Genomic DNA, 18589 nt, shown 5'->3' on the forward strand with positions numbered 1-18589 from the left:
ATGCGGCAGCCGCGCGAGCAGGCTGCTGGCCGCCGGCTGCGCCAACCGCGCGCCTAGGCGCCCCAGGCTGCCGGCGAAGGCGCTGAACGGCCGCCGGGTCGTCCAGCGCGGCCACCTGATCGGCGAGCAGCTTGGGCGGATCCTCGTCCTGAAGCTGCAGCTTCGCCTTCACGAGGACGAGTCTGCCCTTCTGCACGAGCGGAGCCGCCTGCTTCCAGGTCTCGGGGAAGAGCACCACCTCGACCTTGTCGATACGATCCTCCAGCTCCATGAACGCCATGGGCTGCCCTTTCTTGGTAATGATTGTCTTATGCGACAGAATCATCCCCGCTACAAGAACTTCGCTGTTATCCGGCAGCTCAGCGAGCTGATAGACCATGGCCGCGTCCATCTCCTCAAGAGGCTGTGTGTAGGCATCCAGCGGATGCCCCGAGATGTACATGCCCAGAAGCTCCTTCTCCAGCTCCAGCTGCTTGCTCTGCGGCATAACCGGTATGTTCGGATACTCGACTTCCCAATTCGGCTCTTCGACGAAGCCGAACAAGTGAAGCTGCAAGTCGTCCCGCTCCTTGCGCCATTTTGTAGCGGAAGCGATCGTTTCGTCGAGAATGGCCATAAGCTGGGCACGGTGGCCTCCCAAAGAGTCGAAAGCTCCGCCTTGTATCAACGATTCGATGACCCGCTTGTTGCAGACTCTGAGATCAACACGTCTACAGAAATCAAGCAAGCTCTCGAAGGAAGACTTCTTACGTTCAAATAAAATCGCATCGATCGCTTGCGTGCCTACATTTTTGATAGCCGCAAGCCCAAACCGGATCGCTCCTGTTTGAGGATCCGGCGTAAACACCGTTCCGCTCTTATTCACATCCGGCGGAAGAACAGCGATTTTCGTCCGTCTGCACTCATCCACATATTCGGCTACCTTCCTGTGATTCCCCATCACAGCAGTTAACATGGAAGCCATGAAATAAATCGGGTAATGCGCTTTGAGATAAGCAGTCTGAAAGGCCAATACCCCATAGGCCGTAGCATGCGCTCTAGGAAAACCATAGTCGGCGAAACGGACGATCATATCGTAGACATGATTCGCTTCTTCCGCACTAAACCCTTGCTGCAAGCTGCCTTTGACGAAATGGGCACGCTCTTCGTCGAGTACTTCCCGCTTCTTTTTGGAAACCGCACGCCGTAGCAAATCCGCTTCGCCTAAGGAAAAACCGGCCATCGAGGAGGCAATTTGCATAATTTGCTCCTGATATACGATAATGCCGTACGTATCCCGAAGGATCGGCTCTAATGTCGGGTGAGGATACACCACTTCCACTTGACCGTGTTTACCGTAAATATACTTGGGAATAAACTCCATCGGACCCGGGCGGTATAAGGCAAGAACAGAGATGATATCTTCAAAAACAGAAGGCTTCAAGTCCTTCAACACCTTGCGGACACCCGTTGATTCCAATTGGAAAACACCGGTTGTTTCCCCTTTGCTCAGCATCCCGTAAGTGACCGCGTCCGCGTCCATATCCAGCCCATCAAAATCAAGCTGCAAACCTTCCATCTGGGCAATCCAATCCACGGTTCGTTCAATAATCGACAATGTCCGCAGACCTAGAAAATCCATTTTCAAAAGTCCAATGGCTTCCAAATGCTCCATCGTATATTGCGTGAGCGCCGTCTGAGTCGTCCCTTCTTGCAGGGGGACATACTGCGTGAGCGGCTCTCGGGAAATGACGACCCCGGCCGCATGCGTCGATGCATGGCGCGGCATGCCTTCTACACGCATAGCCATTTCAAGCAGTTCTGCAGTCTTGGGCTGTCTGGCGACAAGCGACTTGAGATCCGAACTGACCTGCAGCGCCTCCGTCAACGTCATGCCGAGCTGATTCGGAATGGCTTTTGCCGCGCGATCGACGTCTCCGTATGGAACATTCAACACACGTCCGACATCTCTAACCGCCGCTTTGGCCGCCATCGTTCCGAAGGTAATAATTTGGGCGACATGCTCGTGCCCGTATTTGGCAACGACGTAATCAATGACTTCATCCCGCCGTTCATCGCTAAAATCGATATCGATATCGGGCATTGTAATCCGCTCCGGGTTCAGAAAGCGCTCAAAGAGCAGCTTATATTGAAGCGGATCGACATTGGTGATGTGCAGCACATAAGCGACAAGACTTCCGGCCGAGGAACCCCGCCCTGGACCTGTCATGATATTTTTCTCATGAGCAAAACGAATGAAATCCCATACGATCAAGAAATAATCGGAGAATCCCATTTTCTCAATGATGCCTAATTCATAAGCCAAGCGTTCGTCCGCTTGTTTCCTCAGCGCCGAATCCAGCTGCTCCCATTCCGGTTTTGTCCCATACCGCTGATTCAAGCCCTTTTCGCACAGTTCTCTTAAGTATTCGACTGAAGTTAGCTGCTCAGGGATTGGACGGAAGCTCGGCAGAATCGACTTGCCAAACTCAAGCTCGAGCTCGCAGCGCGAAGCCACAACAGCCGTATTGGTCAGCGCTTCGGGCACATGGACGAATAAACGCCGCATCTCCTCTTCGCTTTTCAAATACATCTGGCTTGTTCCCATTTTGAGCCGATCCGTATCATCCACGGTTTTGCCAGTGCCAATACAGATCAGAATATCCTGCATGACATGATCCGGCTCCGTCACATAGTGGACATCGTTCGTCGCAATAAGCGGAATGCCCGTTTGCTTGCTCAACTCGATCATGGAAACCATGACTTTTTTCTGCTCAATCATGCCGTGATCCTGAATCTCCAGAAAGAAGTCATCACCGAAAATACGTTGATATCGCTCCGCTGCCTCTCTGGCTTCATCGTTCCGATTATGCAGCAAATGCTGTGAAATCTCGCTGCCTAAGCAGGAACTCAGACAGATAAGCCCTTCGGAATACTTGGATAAATGTTCCAAATCAATGCGCGGTTTATAATGAAAGCCTTCCAAATGCCCAATCGAGCAAAGTTTCATCAAATTCTGATAACCTTGGTAGTTCTTGGCAAGCAGAATGAGATGATAGATCGGCTGTTCTTGTCTTGTCCCTTTGTCGCGAATCGAGCCCGCTGTAAAATACACTTCACACCCAATAATGGGCTTAATGCCACGCTGCTTGCACGCCTTGTAGAAGGCAATAGCTCCGTACATCACACCGTGATCCGTCAAAGCCAGAGAGGTCATGCCCAGATTAGCTGCTTGTGTAACAAGCTCCTCCATGCGTGCGGCACCATCCAATAAACTGTATTCACTATGCACGTGCAAGTGTACAAACGAACTCATCAGCATTTCCTCCCTGCTCTCATTTTATTCCTTACATAGTATCATATTGTAGACGTGCATTCCCATACATTAAGTATAGAGAGTTTGTCCTCCATAACGGATGGGAAAGGAAGCGGTAAAGTCATGGGAATCTTTTGGGCAAATATTATTTTGTACTTCTGCATTGCTTTCGGGGTCGTCTTCGGGGGCAGCATGTTAAGCGGCATTGCAGCTGTGCTGACCCTTCAATCACCGACGGAGAAAATGATGACTGTGGCTGAAAATATTAAAATCTGGGCCATGGTGGCTGCAGTAGGCGGCACGATTGATCCGATACGCTATATAGAAAGTCATGTAGCCGTTGGACATTTGAATCCTGCGATCAAACAAATCATTCTGATTGTCGTCGCCTTCGTGGGAGCGCAGATCGGTACCTCGCTCATCCAAATGATCTGCAAGGGAGGCCACCAGCCTTGAGGGTTCCTCCTTTTGCCCGCTATCAGCGCTTGCTTGCGAACTTTGGACTGATGGTTTCGGGAGCCATCATTGGGAGCGCCGTCTATATGAGCATACATCAGCATACCTACACGCAGTTATATGTGGAAATGCATAAATATCTGCAAGAAAATCGTGATTTGCGGGCCGATATCGACAGTTTAAACAAGACAAAAAATAAACAATCCTTAATTAATGTCGTCAATGTGCATCTGGTTCCCAAAAATCAGGATGAGCTTATTAGCGAAGATATTCAGAAGGAAATTGAGAGTGATATTAAAAGCGAGCTCAAGCTCGTCATCGGCCAGAAAGCCACTTATGTCAAAGACGCTCAACCGCTCTACGAAAAGTTGATTACTCAAAAAACCTACGTTTTGCATGATAAAAAATATATTGTTGAAGTGAAATCGATCGTGTTAATTCAGACGGAATTGACGGTTTGGATCACCGCCCAAGAGAAGCGAACTTAATTATTCGGAATAATCTGTACGAGATGTGATTGCATTCTCCGCCCAAAATCGCTAAAGTTAACAGTAAACTCGCTTAAAAGGACGGATGAACCACATGTTCGCGATTCAAGTTTCTTTATTTTCTCTCATTTGCCTGCTGCTTGCCCTATCGGTCTTTTTCAGCTTTCGGGCGCGCCGTGAAAAGGAACCTGCCAAACGCGGTCTCTACTCCGCTCGGATGAATATTTGCATGGGCTTGATGCTTGTGATGATTGCCATCACGCAGCTCTTTTTCTTCAGCGAATCCAGCTTCCGCCGGATCTTCGGCACCGTACTGGTCCTGCTCGGATTGTTTAACTTATTCGCTGGCATTCGCAATCACGGGCATTTCGATCGCCTGCTGCGCTAGATGACTTGAGCGGTCAGCATCGCTTTGGAAACCAAAGCCCCGGCATGATAAATTTCCACATCGATTTTGCCAAATTTACGGCTCACCTCAATAATGGTGGGTCGTATTTCTATTTTAGAATCAATCTGCAGCGGTTTGAGGAAATAGGTGGACATGTTGTCCATGACGAGGTCGCCTTTTTTAAATTCCTGCACAATGCGGTAGGCCGCTTGAGTCATTAACGTTGTAAGAACTCCCTCTGACACGGTACCCAGATGATTCGTCATCTGAGGGGTTATGACGCCATGGAACTGCAGTGTTCCCTTCTCATCTCTGACCTCTTCCAACCCGGACCAGATCAAATCCTCGAATGTTTCCCCGTTCTGCGGCTGCTTCTGTATATACTGCATGGCTTTGAGCACATCGCTGCGGTTCAGCACGCCCACCATTTTGCGGTTCAAATCCACAACAGGCAGCAGCTCGATGCCCTCCCACACCATCATGTGGGCAGCAGAAGCTACCGAGGTCTGCGGCGTGACCGTGAGCGGGCTGCGCGTCATGAGTTTGTCGACCGTCTGCAAAGCGTTCGCCCCGACCATATCCTTGGACGTCACAACGCCGATAATGCGGTTCCACTCATCGACGACCGGAAAACGGCTGTAGCCGGTATCCTCCGACAATCGCTGCCAATCTCTCAGCGTGCTGTTCGCCTTGAGCGCATAGAGCGAGGCACCCGACGCCAAGATATCCTCGACAAGCATAATCTTCTTCTTAATTAAACGATCGTAAATCGCTCGATTGATCATAGAGGCGACCGTAAAAGTATCGTAACTGCTTGAAATGATCGGCAGCTCCAGCTTGTCTGCAAGGAGCTTCACTTCTGCGCTTGTGTCAAATCCACCTGTGATCAGCACCCCTGCGCCATATTCGAGCGCACAGCTATGCGCTTCGTTCCGGTTTCCGACGATAAGCAGGCTGCCGGCTTCGATATATCGCATCATGGCGTCCTGCTCCATCGCGCCAATGACGAATTTGTTCAGCGTTTTGTGCAGTCCTCGCGAGCCTCCAAGCACCTGTCCGTCCACCATGTTCACGACTTCTGCAAAAGTGAGCTTATCGATGTTTTGCCTTAGCTTTTTCTCCACTCGCACGGTTCCGATTCGTTCTTTGGTTGAGACGAGACCTTGATTTTCCGCCTCTTTGATCGCCCGGTAAGCCGTGCCTTCACTTACTTCCATGTTCTTGGCAATTTTGCGAACGGAGATTCGACTGCCGAGCTTCAAGCTTTCTATATGACGTAAAATTTGTTCATGTTTCGTTAACGCATCAACGGATTGAGTATCCAACTGTTACACCCCATTCGCCTGTTCCTGTACTACTCTGTACTACTAGTATAAACGTTCGAAAGAGCAAGAACAATGCGAACAACATCTATAATGAGAAAAATCCAACCCTATTGGATTGGATGCTTCATTTGTATTATACCAAACATATGTTCGTTGTCAAAAGGTAAAGCTTAACATCGTCCATTCCGGGCTATTTACGAAATTGCAGCATTTTCCTGCGGCCTTGAACGAGCTGCTCCAGCTGCCATTTTTTCATCCGATTAATGCGCTTAAGCTCTCTTCGCTTCTCTTCATCCACACCCAGAATCTGATGTAAATGAGACGCAATAACGAGCAGCGCCATAGCGATCCAAATGCTGCTGAAAATCATCGGCAGGGAACCGACTTCCCTCAGCTGCAATTGGGGCAGCGAATAGATCAGCATGCCTAGCGCTACGCTCATGTACACAACATTTTTAAAGCCTTTCAACCTGATCACACTCCTTTCGCCTGATGAACTCTCCAAGCCTGCCTTCATGGTCCTCATTCATATGTATGAGACAAGTTCTTACAATATGAGTTCATCTGCGAAAAGAATCGAAAGTTTAGACCTCGTCTTAGACCTCTCCGAAGCCTTGCGAGTTAAGGAAAGCTTTCATGTGCTCGCGCGGGCGCTGCGCCTTGCCCGCCATCTCCTTGGACCAAGTCGTATCGACTTTGCCTCCCGTACGAACGTGCATGTAGTCGCGGATCGTCTCGTCATACTGACGAACCGCTTCTTCGTTATCCGTATACCGGTTCTCGTGGTATACGGCTTCAAGAGGGAGCCGCGGACGCTGCAGCGGCTCTTGATCCGGCGTGCCGATGCACATGCCGAAGATGGGGTACACCAGCTGCGGCAGGCCTAGCAGCTGGGAGACATCAGCGGGCTTATTGCGCAGCCCGCCGATGTAAACGACGCCGAGCCCGAGCGACTCGGCCGCAATAGCTGCATTCTGCGCAGCGAGTGCAGCATCGACTGTGGCAATGATGAAATTCTCGGCATTGCCGGTTATTGGCGTATCCGCATGCCGGTGTGAAGCCTGGGAATAACGCCGCAAGTCTGCGCACCATACGAGAAACACCGGACATTCGCTGACATAACTCTGATTGCCGGCGAACGCGGCAAGTTGGCTTTTCAACTCGCTATCTGATACGTGAATGACGCTATATGCCTGCATGTTACTGGAGGTTGAAGCCGCTTGTGCGGAAACCAGGATGTTTTTTAGCTGCTCGTCGGTGACTGGTTGATCCGTAAACTTGCGAATCGAGCGATGATTTTGCAATAACTGAATGATTTCGTTCATATCGATGCAACCTTTCTCCCAATAGTATACTTTTAGTAACTATAGCACTTAAAAGTGGCTACTTGAATTTAATTATAATACAACCGATACTAAGGTACATAGTTTTGCCATACGTTGCAGCCTAACTTGGCAGCAGATATCTAGATATCTAGATATTTATATTATTGGAGGTGCATCCACATGAAAAAAGATTTATTTTCTCCCTATGAGCTGAAAGGCTTGCAAATTAGAAATCGCATCGTCATGGCGCCGATGTGTCAATATTCAGTAACAGCTAAGGACGGAAAACCGAATGAATGGCACTACGTCCACTATCTCACGCGGGCAATCGGAGGCACTGGTCTGCTTATTATGGAAATGACGGATGTGCATCCCGATGGCCGCATCACAGATCATGATTTGGGCATTTGGTCTGACGATCATATCCCTGCGTTTGCCAGAATCATTGACGGCGTTCATGCGCATGGTGCAAAAATCGGCATTCAGATTGCCCATGCAGGCCGTAAAGCAGAGGACGCGGAGGTTCCTGTCGCGCCGTCCGCTATCCCGTTCCCGGGTGATGCCTACAAAATGCCGCGGGCGTTAACCACAGATGAGGTGCGGGACATCGTGAAGCTGTTTGGCGACGCAGCCCGTCGTGCGGTGCAAGCAGGCGTAGATACCATCGAGCTGCATGGCGCTCACGGATATTTGATCCATCAATTCCAGTCGCCGCTAACGAATAAAAGAGACGATGTCTATGGGCAAAATCTGACCCAATTCGGTGTGGAAGTCATTCAAGCTGTGAAAAAAGAAATGCCTGCCGACATGCCGCTTATTTTCCGTATTTCTGCCGTTGAGTACGCGGACGGCGGCTACGATATCGACCACGCCATCGAGCTCTCCAAAGCGTATCAAGCCGCAGGCGTCGATGTGTTTCATGTGAGCTCAGGCGGGGAAGGCCTTGCCGGGCAGCGGAAACCGGGCAATTCCCCCGGTTATCAAGTGCCTTTCGCGCGTCAAATTCGCGAAGCGCTGCAAGTGCCGGTCATCGCCGTCGGCCTGCTGGCGGATCCGGAACAGGCGCAGTCCGTCATCGCTAACGAGGACGCGGATCTTGTCGCCATCGCACGCGGCTTGCTGCGCGATCCGTACTGGGCAACGCATGCTGCCGTGCAGCTAGGGCATGAGCATCCTTATATCCCGCGGCAGTATCAGCGCGGGTACTGAGTTCTTGGCCGGCGCCGGTGGTATGTTGTACTTTGTACAACGTACCGCCTGGATTTGGGCGCCTTCGCTCCTCTCCGTTGTACTTATTACAACGGAGAGAGCGTGAGGGAGCTAATTGGGGCCGTTTTAGCTGCCATGGTTGTACTTTGTACAACGTACCGCCTGGATTTGGGCGATTTCGCTCCTCTCCATTGTACTTATTACAACGGAGAGAGCTTGAAGGAGCTAATTTAGGCCGTTTTAGCTGCAATGGTTGTACTTTGTACAACGTACCACCTGGATTTAGGCGCTTTCGCACCTTTCCGTTGTACTTATTACAACGGAGAAAGCGAGAGGGAGCTAATTTAGGCCGTTTTAGCTGCCATGGTTGTATTTTGTACAACTTACCACCTAGATTTGGCCTGTTTCGCTCCTCTCCGTTGTACTTATTACAACGGAGAGGAGCGTGAAGGAGCTAATTGGGGCCGTTTCAGCTGCAATGGCTGTACTTTGTTCAACGTACCGCCTGGATTTGGGCGCCTTCGCTCCTCTCCGTTGTACTTATTACAACGGAGAAAGCGAGAGGGAGCTAATTGGGGCCGTTTTAGCTGCAATGGTTGTATTTTGTACAACGTACCACCTAGATTTGGCCTGTTTCGCTCCTCTCCGTTGTACTTATTACAACGGAGAAAGCGTGAGGGAGCTAATTGGGGCCGTTTTAGCTGCAATGGTTGTACTTTGTACAACGTACCGCCTGGATTTGGGCGCTTTCGCTCCTCTCCGTTGTACTTATTACAACGGAGAAGAGCTTGAAGGAGCTAATTTAGGCCGTTTTAGCTGCCATGGTTGTACTTTGTACAACGTAATGCCTGGATTTCGGCGCCTTCGCTCCTCTCCGTTGTACTTATTACAGCCAGGCTGCGCGGCCAGCAGATCGGAACTACAGGCCACTATTTCAGTAAATAGCGGGGTCACGGCAGCTCCAGGGGAACTACAAGGTCAAGGCCTTATTTCTTCACATTTGGCTGGTTTTTAGCCAAACATGAAGAAATAAGAGCCCCCAGTTCCCCTCCGCGCGCAAAAGGGCGCATTTCGATGAAATAGCGCTCTGTAGTTCCCTTCGCTGAATGCACGCTTCGCATTCAGCGTTACTGCGCCCTATCGGCAGAGGCCTCCCCAAACACCAAAAAAGACAGTGCAGGAAACAACACCCGCACTGTCTTTTTTCATTAAATCCCCATCAACTTCCTTGCCTTACGATACAGCAGCGTTAACAACCAAGGAATCGCTACAATCAGTACCAGTACGATCGCATTGTACGCATGAAAGAGCACAATAGAGCCCGGCGTATGTACTTTATATTTCCACAGAGAAAGCAGCGCTGGGTGCATCAGGTACACGCCGAAAGATACGGAGCCAAGTGAGACAAAGAAGCGGCCGACTGGCGCTGCTTTTTGCAAAAGCCATTTGCCTACCCAGATGAAGCTGATGCCGATTCCGATGCTATACAGAAGCCAAAGCACCTCAAACCAAGTATTCTCAAACGTATATCCTTTTAGGCCTAGCAGATAAAGTGCCGTATAGACAAGGCCGCTGAGGATCGAAGCCGGAATGACCCAGCCTTTGTTTCGTTCCAGCCATGCGCGAAATGCCCCGTAGTTCATGCCGATCGCGCCTCCGATAAGGAAGTACGCAAAATAGGTGATGCACAGCTCCGGCTTGTGGTCGATGGTCCCGAACCAATGGCTGTATATGTACACGCCGGCTTGAATAGCCAGGCCCCAAAGCGCCAGCGTTTTGCGGAACCAGGCCGCATTCCTCACAGCCCAAACCAACAATGGAAACAACAAATAAAATTGCACAATAATGATCATAAAATACAAATGATAGCCGGAATCCGCCCATTTTAGCTGCTCCAGGAACACACGTGGTTCCAGCTTGAATGGATGCCCTGGCGTCCATAGCCACGGATTATAAATATAGTAGAAAAACGACCATACAATATAAGGAACAAGGACCTGCCTGACCCGCTTCCAGTAGAAGACGCCGGCCTGCTTGGCGCTCCAATTATCCGTATAAATGTAGAAAAGCACAATTCCGCTTAAAAAAATAAACACGGGAACTGCAAAATAACTCATTTTGTTCAAAAATAAGACGAGCAACTGCGAGCTGCTGCCCTTCAAAGTCGGATCTACTGTCCAGTCTGCCGTGACGTGGATCGTGACGACAGCAAGGATAGCTATCGCTCTGACGATATCCAGTTCCGTGATTTTTTGTTTGGCCATATCGGTTTGAGGTCCTCTTTTCGTATTCAACAATCCCTTTTACTATAGACAGTTTCGACACATTTCGCAACTTTTTAGATGACTTTCTTTTCTACGCAAAAAGCCCCTATTTCATTGAAATAGGAGCCTTCCAAGCGCTAAACGGAATACGTCTCTTTCGCCCTGGCCGCTTGTTTACGGGGACGTACAACAGCACGTAAAACAGTTAAACCAATCAAGAGGAGCGCAGTAGTCACATACATCGTTTTGATCAGGATGTTCGAGCTATCCGTCCCTATAAATAACCCATGAATCAGGGCTAACACAAAAATAGGATACGATAGCAAATGGAAAGCGAACCAAAGCTTCTTCTTCAGCTTCTGACGGATATCGGTCGTGAAAATTAACAACAGCAATCCATACAATGCTATCGTACCGGTACCACTCAATACCGCAGAATGCTTGGCCGCGAATGGAACAAGGATCTCCTTCCAATCATACGGCATGAACGTATCGATGACCAAAAGCACGGTATGCAGTAAAGCCAAACAAGTACCCAAATGATTCGCATATGTATGCGATCGAAGCAACCGCGCCTTCGTTTGACCCTTCCACTGAGGAAAGCTAAACGCAATGCCCAACGCCATCCCCACGAATAGACTGAGATAAGATAAGATGCCAAATACGCGAATCAACATCCAAATGGGTAAATCCAGCAGGATTTGAATCAATTTACTCCCTCCTAACCTTTTCAAACATATACAAAGTCTGCTTCAAGCCCTAACCATTGACCCTTGGATCCATTCGCCGACGGCTTCACATGATGGAGCGTTCCATCCTCTGTAAAAATAAGAGCTTCCAGCCGCTGCGCATGGCGCCTAAAAAGAGGTAGTCCATCTTCCAGCCCGCGAATGCACATGACCTTAGCCCAAATTTCGCACTCAACCAAATGCTCCCCCACGACAGAACACTGAATCACGGATGATCGACTAGGCTTCATCGTACTAGGATCAATGAGATGATGCATAGTGCCTCCGCTATTCCGCCAACTTCTCTTTTGTGTGCTCGAGGTAGCAACTGCCCCATCTACTAGCAAGAGGAGAAGTTCATCCAACCGATGTATACGACTGCTATTCGGTCTATCAATAGCAATTACCCACGGCTCCGTGTCCGAAGCGCCTCCCCATACTTCAACGTCACCGCCGGCATTCACGAGGCCTCTTTGCATTTGCCGCTCGATGCGTAGTAAATCCGATAACCCCTGAACGGTCCAGCTTTTTACAATGCCGCCTAAATCCATTTGCTGATTAGCAGGAAATCGTACGGATAACATCGCCGTGTCCAGATCTATCTGTAACTGGTCTTTTGGGAAAGGCAGCAGCGGATGGTTGCATATTTCTGCGAATTCAACGTCATTTGATATCATTTCGAAACTCCGTTGGTAACCAGCATGCTCTAGCGCAGGAAGAATGAAAATATTAAACACTCCCTCCGTAACTTCAAAATAATGCTGGCACAACTCGAGTACATTCGCCATTTCATCCGATATCATACAACGGCTTCCTGAGTTCCTATTAAGCAGGGAACATTCGCTTGATGCCAAAAACCTGCTAAACCGCTGTTCTGCCTTGGCAAAATAAGACTGAATCAACGGCTCAAATTCAGACATCTCACGGCTTGCAGCCAATATCACTTGAATTTGCGTGTTCATCGAACGAAAGCTTGATTCCTGGAGCATAACGCCCATCTCCTTGTTTTACGAAGCTTGACTTCTAGTATGTGCTTTCAACTGTGGCTGGGAAGATTCGGCGCCTCCTGTGGAACCTGAAGAGCCTGTTGATCCTGTGGACCCTGTCCCCGCTGCTATCCGGCCATGATTTCTTCCCCGACGGACCGGCGTATTTTCCGCCACCCGATTGTTGGGCGCTTCCTTCTGAGCTGTTACCGTTGCTGTTTGATCCTTGGATAAGGCTGCTGCGGAGACTGCCGTTAGAAACTGCGGACTTTCTTTCACTTCTTGAAATAAATAGAAGAGGAGAACGCCCACGACCATCCCAATCTGCCATTTTGTCCACTTGGACTTTTTCATTCCTATCTCTCCTCCTAACGAATGGCCTGATCTTAGCTTCATTATATTTGTTAGCTGGTTCACTTGCCTGAGCATAACCTTAACAAAGACTGAAACTTAACTGAATCCATAACGCATTCCATTCAACCCTGATATACAAAAAAAAGCTATCCAGGTGTAAGTAGATCAACTACTTCTTCCTGAATAGCCTTACATTTATCTTCTATTCGAAGATCTTCTATTTGAGCATCTTTCTTCTACTGCAACATCGCTTGCAACGGCTCTGCAATAATGCGCTGCACATCCTCAAGCACAACCGATAAACGGCGTTCCGCATCAAACAACTGCTTAATCCCCGGATTCAGAGCAAGTACGTCATACAGCTTCTGCAGCTGCTCCATCTCCTCTTCAGGCGGCATCTCGCCTACAGCCATTTTCTGTTGAAGTTCATTTTGACGCGAGCGAAAATCTTCCAATAAGTTTTTGCTAGACGCATCCTGGTTAATCTTCGAGCGAATCTCCAACATATCCTTGTATTCGCTGCTTTCCTTAATCGCTTTTGCCAGCTCATAAGCTCTATCGTGTACGTTCATTTCCATGACCTCCTCATTTAACCCAAACGCGGTTGGGCTCTTCCTCCAAACAGTTTCGACGACATACCAAGCACCAAGGTATATATGTCCTCATATGATGGAGTAGTTTACTTTGCTTAAACAGCAATGCCATTTTTGATGCTGGAAGGAGTGTTCGCTATTGACCAGGACGAAAGTCGGAATATCCATTCAAGGCACCAGCATCTATTTGGATGATCGGACCGTTGTTCTAAGTGAAGCCATTGCAAGAAAATGGAAAGTTCCGTCCAATCAATCGATGACTCTGCGCTTCGGCTCTGCCAAACAGGATGTCAAGGTCGTCACTGCCGCTACATCGAACAGTTTACGGTTCAATCCTGTCCTCGCTACCAAGATCGGTATTCATCAAGGGGCGCAGCTCAATATCCATTATAGGCAAAATGTGGGCACTTTGTCGATTGGACCTTTAATTGGCGTGATGATCAGCCGCGTTTATTCAAGTTCATACGACCGCCCATTTGGTGCGATTACCGCTTTTTGTAAAGAAATGACCGACGCATGTGAACGTTATGGGGCTGTTGTCTGCTTCTTCCCGCCTGGTGAAATGCAAGCGAATGCCAGTTCCATTTCCGCGTATGCGTATGCCAATGGTTCCTGGAGCAAAAAAACGTTTCCGATCCCCAATGTGATCTACAACCGGCTTACTTCGCGCAAATATGAGAACTTGCCGAATGTTCAACAATTTTTGAAAGATGCCAAGAGCCGTTATGGAACCGAGGTCTTCAACGAGAAATATTTGAACAAAACGGAAGTGTTCGAAGCTCTGCGCAAAGATAGTTCCCTTCATGGGTATTTACCGGAATCCTACCTCTTCAAAAATTATCAAATGCTAAAATCGATGGCCTCCCGCCATCCCGTTCTATTCCTCAAACCAATTACCGGCAGCTTGGGAAAAGGGATTATCCGCATTCGCCGAGAGCCCGGTGACGTCTATACGTGTCATTATACGAATCTAACCGGCGTTCGCAAACAAACGTTTCCTTCCCTTTCTGCTGTCTTTCAAGCGATATCCGGCAAACTCAAGACCCAGCGCTATCAGCTGCAGCAAGGACTTGATCTCATCACAACAGACGGCAGATCGATTGATTTCCGTTCGCTTGTCCAGCGTGGGGCCAAAGGTGAGTGGGGCATCACCTCCATTGTCGGCCGCATTGCCGGATCTCAGCATTTCGTCTCCAACCTTGCACGAGGCGGCAGTCTGACCAATGTGGTGGGCGCACTTGCCAAAACGCCGTTTTCTTCTGCCACTCGTGTCTCTGTAACGGCTCGTTTGCGCAAGGCCTCTATCGACATTGCCAAAGGGATTGAAGCCCAAATTCCGAGTCATTTTGGAGAGCTGGGGATCGACCTTGCTGTAGATAAAATGGGGAAGGTCTGGCTGCTTGAGGTAAACTCCAAACCTTCTAAGGATGATAATACGCCATTAAATACGGAGAAGAAAATAAGACCTTCCGTGAAACAACTCGTGCAATACGCCAAATTCTTAGCCAAGATTTGAGGTGGAACTATGCGGTTAAGCACCAAACGTCCCTTGCTCGGGATTATGGTCACAGAATTGAAACGGGAACTGCCTTTTGCCAGCTCAGGCTTTTATAAGCATCTGACTTATTATGGCGCCCGTGAAGGTCTGGACGTCGTCGTGTTCTCACCGAATCGCATCGATTGGAAAGGGCGTACGGTACAGGGTTACACCTACTTGACGGATAAGAAGGAATGGGTGGCCAAACTCGTTCCGCTGCCCTCACTGATTTATGATCGATGTTTCTTTAGCAATAAACGCAGCTATGAACAGTATCAGTACCATGTGAGAAAGCTGCGCGAATCACCCCTAATACGCTTTCTGGGCTATGGACTGGGAGGAAAATGGGAAGTAGATCAAATTTTGCAGAAAGACCTCATGATCAGCCGTTACTTGCCAGAAACGAACTTGCTCACAAGCGGCAACGTTCTTAGAAATTGGCTTCAAACAAGGGAAGATGTGTTTCTTAAACCACAGGGCGGCAGTCAAGGAAAGGGTGCCTTGCATCTTCACAAAGTAAACACAATGAACGGAAAAAGCACCTACCATATCAAAGGTCGCAATGCTCAAAACGGGCTCGTCGATCATGAGTTCCATGATTTCTATTCCTGCTGGCAATGGCTGCGCAGCTGTATCGGCACCAGGCCGTATCTGATGCAAGAATATCTGCACCTGCATTCTTCAGAAGGAATGGCATACGATATTCGCTCTCTCGTCCAAAAGAACGGTTCCGGCATATGGGAAAGCACCGGCATGGCGGTTCGTGTCGGCAAACCTGGCAGTGTGACTTCCAATCTGCATGGCGGAGGAAGTGCTGAAGAGGTTTCCGCCTTTCTAACCAGGGAATTCGGCGATACCAAGGCTAGTGAGCTCATAGCCACACTAACCATGCTCTCGAATCGAATCCCCCCGCTTCTGGAAACCCATCACGGACGATTGGCTGAGCTCGGTATCGATCTTGGGATCGATACGTGGGGGCGCGTCTGGATTCTCGAAGTGAATTCCAAGCCAGGCAGAACGATTTTCGCGCGCATGCGCAACGAGAAAGCACGGTTGAAATCCATAGCTAACCCTATTTATTATGCTGGATATTTGCTGCACAAAAAGCTGAGTTAAGCTTGGAACAAGTTTAGGAGGGTAACCTAATGAGTTTGACAACGTGTATGCTCCACGCCGTACAACGAACAGATAGATCGGTCTACTTAACAAGTGAGGTCGTCAAAGCTTTACGGTTAACCGGTACCAAATCGATTACTGTAAAGGTCGGCAGCAAAACAGCTACCCTACCGATCCGCCTGATTAAAAAAAGTGGCCAGCATATGTACATTCCGCTTTCTTTGATGGCTTCTCTGCGAGTTCCTCGCTCGGGGAGCGTAATGGTCGCGAGCGCGAATAATAAAGAATTGCGTATCGGACCGCTCATCGGCGTCTTAACGAATATTGCAGGCGGTTCATCTCCGTTTGGTACAAAAACCGGGTTCATCCGTCAGGTTCTAAATACAGGGTCGAACAAATCTTTTATTTTCGCTTTCAGCCCGAAAGGGGTCAATTGGGTACAGGAAACCGTTACAGGGATCATTCCCAAAGAAGGCGGAGGCTGGATTCGTAAAACGTTCCCGCTGCCGGATGTTGTCTATAACCGCCTATCCAGCCGTATAGCAGAGAAATCGGCCGGGATGGAGGGTTTTAAGGACCGTTTTGTACGCAGAGGCATCCCGCTGTTTAACTGGAGCTTTTTTGACAAATGGGATGTGTACAAAATGTTAGCTGGCGACGATGCTTACAAATTCGTTCCAGAATCCAAGATTAATCCATCTGCGGATCAAATTAAAGAAATGCTCGACAAGCATAAATTCATTTACTTGAAACCAACGGCGGGCAGCTTGGGCATCGGTATTTTCCGGGTGACCTATAACCCGAAACGCGGTTATTTTGTTCGCTACCGCAAAGGCGGCAAAAACGTACTCATCCGTTATGGAAAATTCGAAGGGCTTATGCAAATGCTCGGGACTGGACGGGGTCGTCTATCCAATTACGTGGCACAACAAGGCATCCGTCTGATAGAAATTGACAACTGCCCTATTGATTTCCGTTTCCACATGACGAAAAACGGCAACAACAACTGGGTTGTCGCCGCCATTGGGGCCAAGAAATCCGGCAAGGGCAGCGTAACCACCCATATCCGCAACGGCGGTCAATTAATGACGCCAGAGCAAGTGCTTCGTCAAATCTACGGCAGCCGTGCAGAGTCCGTGCTTAGCAATGCCAAAGAAACGGCGATCAAGCTTGCTGAAGGCATCGAGAATAATTATAACCATTTGCTCGGAGAGCTCGGATTTGATATTGGTATTGATCAAAATGAGAAAATCTGGATGTTTGAAGCCAATGCCAAACCAGGCAGGTCGATTTTCAAACACCCGTCATTGAAAGAAGGAGACCTCGCTACTTTACAAAATATTTACGAGCATTGCCTGTATTTAAGCCGATTCCGTGCTAGGAGGGAAAACTAATGGCTTTCTTCCTGCACAACAAAGAGCAGAATCCGAGGCTGGCCATTCTCACCGTTAAGGACAGTAATCGCATATTTCGAGGGAATTTGCATAATTTCCTTGATCTCATTCAGACCGGTGAGCGGCTTGGGGTTGATGTTTACGTCGTGACCACCAAGGATTTCAACCTTTCAGGCAATGAAATTCACGGTTATCGCTACAATAACCAAACCAAAAAATGGAGCAGGGAACTCGTTCCCGCTCCTCAAGTCGTCTACAATCGCATTCCTTATCGCAAAATGGAAATGAAGCCCGAAGTCCAACAAACGATTCAAGCTTGCAATCGCAGCTCCAGCGTTCATTTATTCAATTCTTCCTTCTTTAACAAATGGACCTTATTCAGTTGGCTTAATGGAGCTAAAGATAGCAAGCCCTATATGCCCGATACCAAACAATTAAGTTCAGCTGACGACCTGACTTCCCTTTTGCGCAAACACGCCGTATTGTATTTGAAACCGGTGAAAGGCAAAGCGGGAAAAGGCATTATGCGGATTGACCGAATAACAACGAAGGGCAGTCAAACGCAATACCGGCTGAGCCGTCAGGTAGATAAGCAAATGACTTACAGTGTGCATAATACCACTTCCGAACTTTGGAACGAATGGAATCGGCACCGCGGCTCCAACGAATACATTGCTCAGCAAGGCATTGCTTTAGCAAGGTACAAACAGCGGGCTTATGATTTGCGCGCTCTCATCCAGAAAACGTCCAAAGGGGAATGGAGCGTGTCAGGCATCGGCGCACGTGTAGCGGGGAAAGCGAGCATCACCACGCACGTTCCACGCGGCGGTTCGATCGATGATCCGTTCAAACTGCTCTCACAGGGCTTTGGACCCAAAGAAGCAAAAAGCATACTAAAACGAGTTGAAACAGCTGCTGTCACACTCGCGACTCAGATTGAAAAATCATCCGGCAATCAACTTGGCGAAATGTCGATGGATATCGGCGTCGATGTTGGAGGCCATATCTGGTTCTTTGAAGCGAACTCCAAACCAATGAAATTCGACGAGCCGAAAATCCGCAAAAAATCACTTGAACGTATTATTCGTTATAGCCTTTATTTAATTAATAATGGAAGAAGAAGGTGATTAT

At 48.8% G+C, this 18589-nt stretch carries 17 protein-coding genes; 8 read left to right on the plus strand and 9 right to left on the minus strand.

Going from position 1 to position 18589, the window contains the following annotated elements:
- A partial coding sequence (locus PCH02S_RS31620; protein WP_127458085.1) for a DNA polymerase III subunit alpha occupies positions 1-3295 on the minus strand: 3295 nt, incomplete at its 3' end.
- A gap of 123 nt (positions 3296-3418) precedes the next feature.
- On the opposite strand from PCH02S_RS31620, the gene PCH02S_RS31625 reads away from it, so the two are divergent.
- The 3 genes from PCH02S_RS31625 (at position 3419) to PCH02S_RS31635 (ending at position 4627) form a co-directional block, all read left to right on the plus strand.
- Positions 3419-3751, plus strand: a complete 333-nt coding sequence (locus tag PCH02S_RS31625; protein WP_127458086.1) for a YtrH family sporulation protein — start codon at positions 3419-3421, stop codon at positions 3749-3751.
- On the plus strand, positions 3748-4239 hold the full coding sequence (locus PCH02S_RS31630; RefSeq protein WP_127458087.1) for a hypothetical protein: 492 nt from the start codon (positions 3748-3750) through the stop codon (positions 4237-4239). The genes PCH02S_RS31625 and PCH02S_RS31630 overlap by 4 nt, the downstream gene beginning before the upstream one ends.
- 94 nt (positions 4240-4333) lie before the next feature.
- Positions 4334-4627 (plus strand): YtpI family protein, encoded by a 294-nt coding sequence (locus PCH02S_RS31635; protein ID WP_127458088.1) that lies wholly within the window; start codon positions 4334-4336, stop codon positions 4625-4627.
- On the opposite strand, the gene PCH02S_RS31640 is transcribed toward PCH02S_RS31635, so the two are convergent.
- The 3 genes from PCH02S_RS31640 to nfsA all read right to left on the minus strand — a co-directional run bounded on the left by PCH02S_RS31640 (position 4624) and on the right by nfsA (position 7277).
- A complete protein-coding gene (locus PCH02S_RS31640) occupies positions 4624-5952 on the minus strand; it encodes a DRTGG domain-containing protein (RefSeq protein ID WP_127458089.1) in 1329 nt (442 codons plus the stop codon). The genes PCH02S_RS31635 and PCH02S_RS31640 overlap by 4 nt on opposite strands.
- Positions 5953-6142: 190 nt before the next feature.
- Positions 6143-6430, minus strand: a complete 288-nt coding sequence (locus PCH02S_RS31645; RefSeq protein ID WP_307719955.1) for a hypothetical protein — start codon at positions 6428-6430, stop codon at positions 6143-6145.
- A 118-nt stretch (positions 6431-6548) separates the two neighbouring features.
- Positions 6549-7277, minus strand: a complete 729-nt coding sequence (gene nfsA, locus PCH02S_RS31650; protein WP_127458091.1) for an oxygen-insensitive NADPH nitroreductase — start codon at positions 7275-7277, stop codon at positions 6549-6551.
- 180 nt (positions 7278-7457) lie between these two features.
- On the opposite strand from nfsA, the gene PCH02S_RS31655 reads away from it, so the two are divergent.
- Complete coding sequence (locus PCH02S_RS31655; RefSeq protein ID WP_127458092.1) at positions 7458-8486, plus strand: NADH:flavin oxidoreductase/NADH oxidase; 1029 nt, start codon at positions 7458-7460, stop codon at positions 8484-8486.
- A 1208-nt stretch (positions 8487-9694) separates the two neighbouring features.
- Here PCH02S_RS31655 and PCH02S_RS31660 read toward each other — a convergent pair.
- From PCH02S_RS31660 to PCH02S_RS31680, 5 genes are all read right to left on the minus strand, one after another.
- A complete protein-coding gene (locus PCH02S_RS31660) occupies positions 9695-10750 on the minus strand; it encodes an acyltransferase (RefSeq protein ID WP_127458093.1) in 1056 nt (351 codons plus the stop codon).
- A 137-nt stretch (positions 10751-10887) separates the two neighbouring features.
- Positions 10888-11460 carry a ferric reductase-like transmembrane domain-containing protein gene (locus tag PCH02S_RS31665; RefSeq protein ID WP_127458094.1) on the minus strand — a complete coding sequence of 191 codons (573 nt, stop codon included), beginning with the start codon at positions 11458-11460 and terminating at the stop codon, positions 10888-10890.
- Positions 11461-11480: 20 nt separating this feature from the next.
- A complete protein-coding gene (locus PCH02S_RS31670; RefSeq protein ID WP_164819816.1) occupies positions 11481-12467 on the minus strand; it encodes an FAD:protein FMN transferase in 987 nt (328 codons plus the stop codon).
- An 18-nt stretch (positions 12468-12485) separates the two neighbouring features.
- On the minus strand, positions 12486-12818 hold the full coding sequence (locus PCH02S_RS31675) for a hypothetical protein (RefSeq protein ID WP_127458096.1): 333 nt from the start codon (positions 12816-12818) through the stop codon (positions 12486-12488).
- Between the two features lie 236 nt (positions 12819-13054).
- A complete protein-coding gene (locus PCH02S_RS31680) occupies positions 13055-13390 on the minus strand; it encodes a YlbF family regulator (protein ID WP_127458097.1) in 336 nt (111 codons plus the stop codon).
- A 160-nt stretch (positions 13391-13550) separates the two neighbouring features.
- Here PCH02S_RS31680 and PCH02S_RS31685 point away from each other — a divergent pair, with 160 nt between their 5' ends.
- The 4 genes from PCH02S_RS31685 to PCH02S_RS31700 are packed head-to-tail and all read left to right on the plus strand — an operon-like array spanning position 13551 to position 18585.
- Complete coding sequence (locus PCH02S_RS31685; RefSeq protein WP_127458098.1) at positions 13551-14927, plus strand: YheC/YheD family endospore coat-associated protein; 1377 nt, start codon at positions 13551-13553, stop codon at positions 14925-14927.
- A 9-nt stretch (positions 14928-14936) separates the two neighbouring features.
- A complete protein-coding gene (locus PCH02S_RS31690) occupies positions 14937-16064 on the plus strand; it encodes a YheC/YheD family endospore coat-associated protein (protein WP_127458099.1) in 1128 nt (375 codons plus the stop codon).
- Between the two features lie 29 nt (positions 16065-16093).
- Positions 16094-17458: a YheC/YheD family endospore coat-associated protein gene (locus PCH02S_RS31695; protein WP_127458100.1), complete on the plus strand. Its 1365-nt coding sequence runs from the start codon at positions 16094-16096 to the stop codon at positions 17456-17458.
- Complete coding sequence (locus tag PCH02S_RS31700) at positions 17458-18585, plus strand: YheC/YheD family endospore coat-associated protein (RefSeq protein ID WP_127458101.1); 1128 nt, start codon at positions 17458-17460, stop codon at positions 18583-18585. Before PCH02S_RS31695 ends, PCH02S_RS31700 begins: the two co-directional genes overlap by 1 nt.
- Positions 18586-18589: the final 4 nt, after the last annotated feature.

Source organism: Paenibacillus chondroitinus NBRC 15376 (assembly GCF_004000765.1).
Lineage (GTDB): Bacteria > Bacillota > Bacilli > Paenibacillales > NBRC-103111 > Paenibacillus_E > Paenibacillus_E chondroitinus.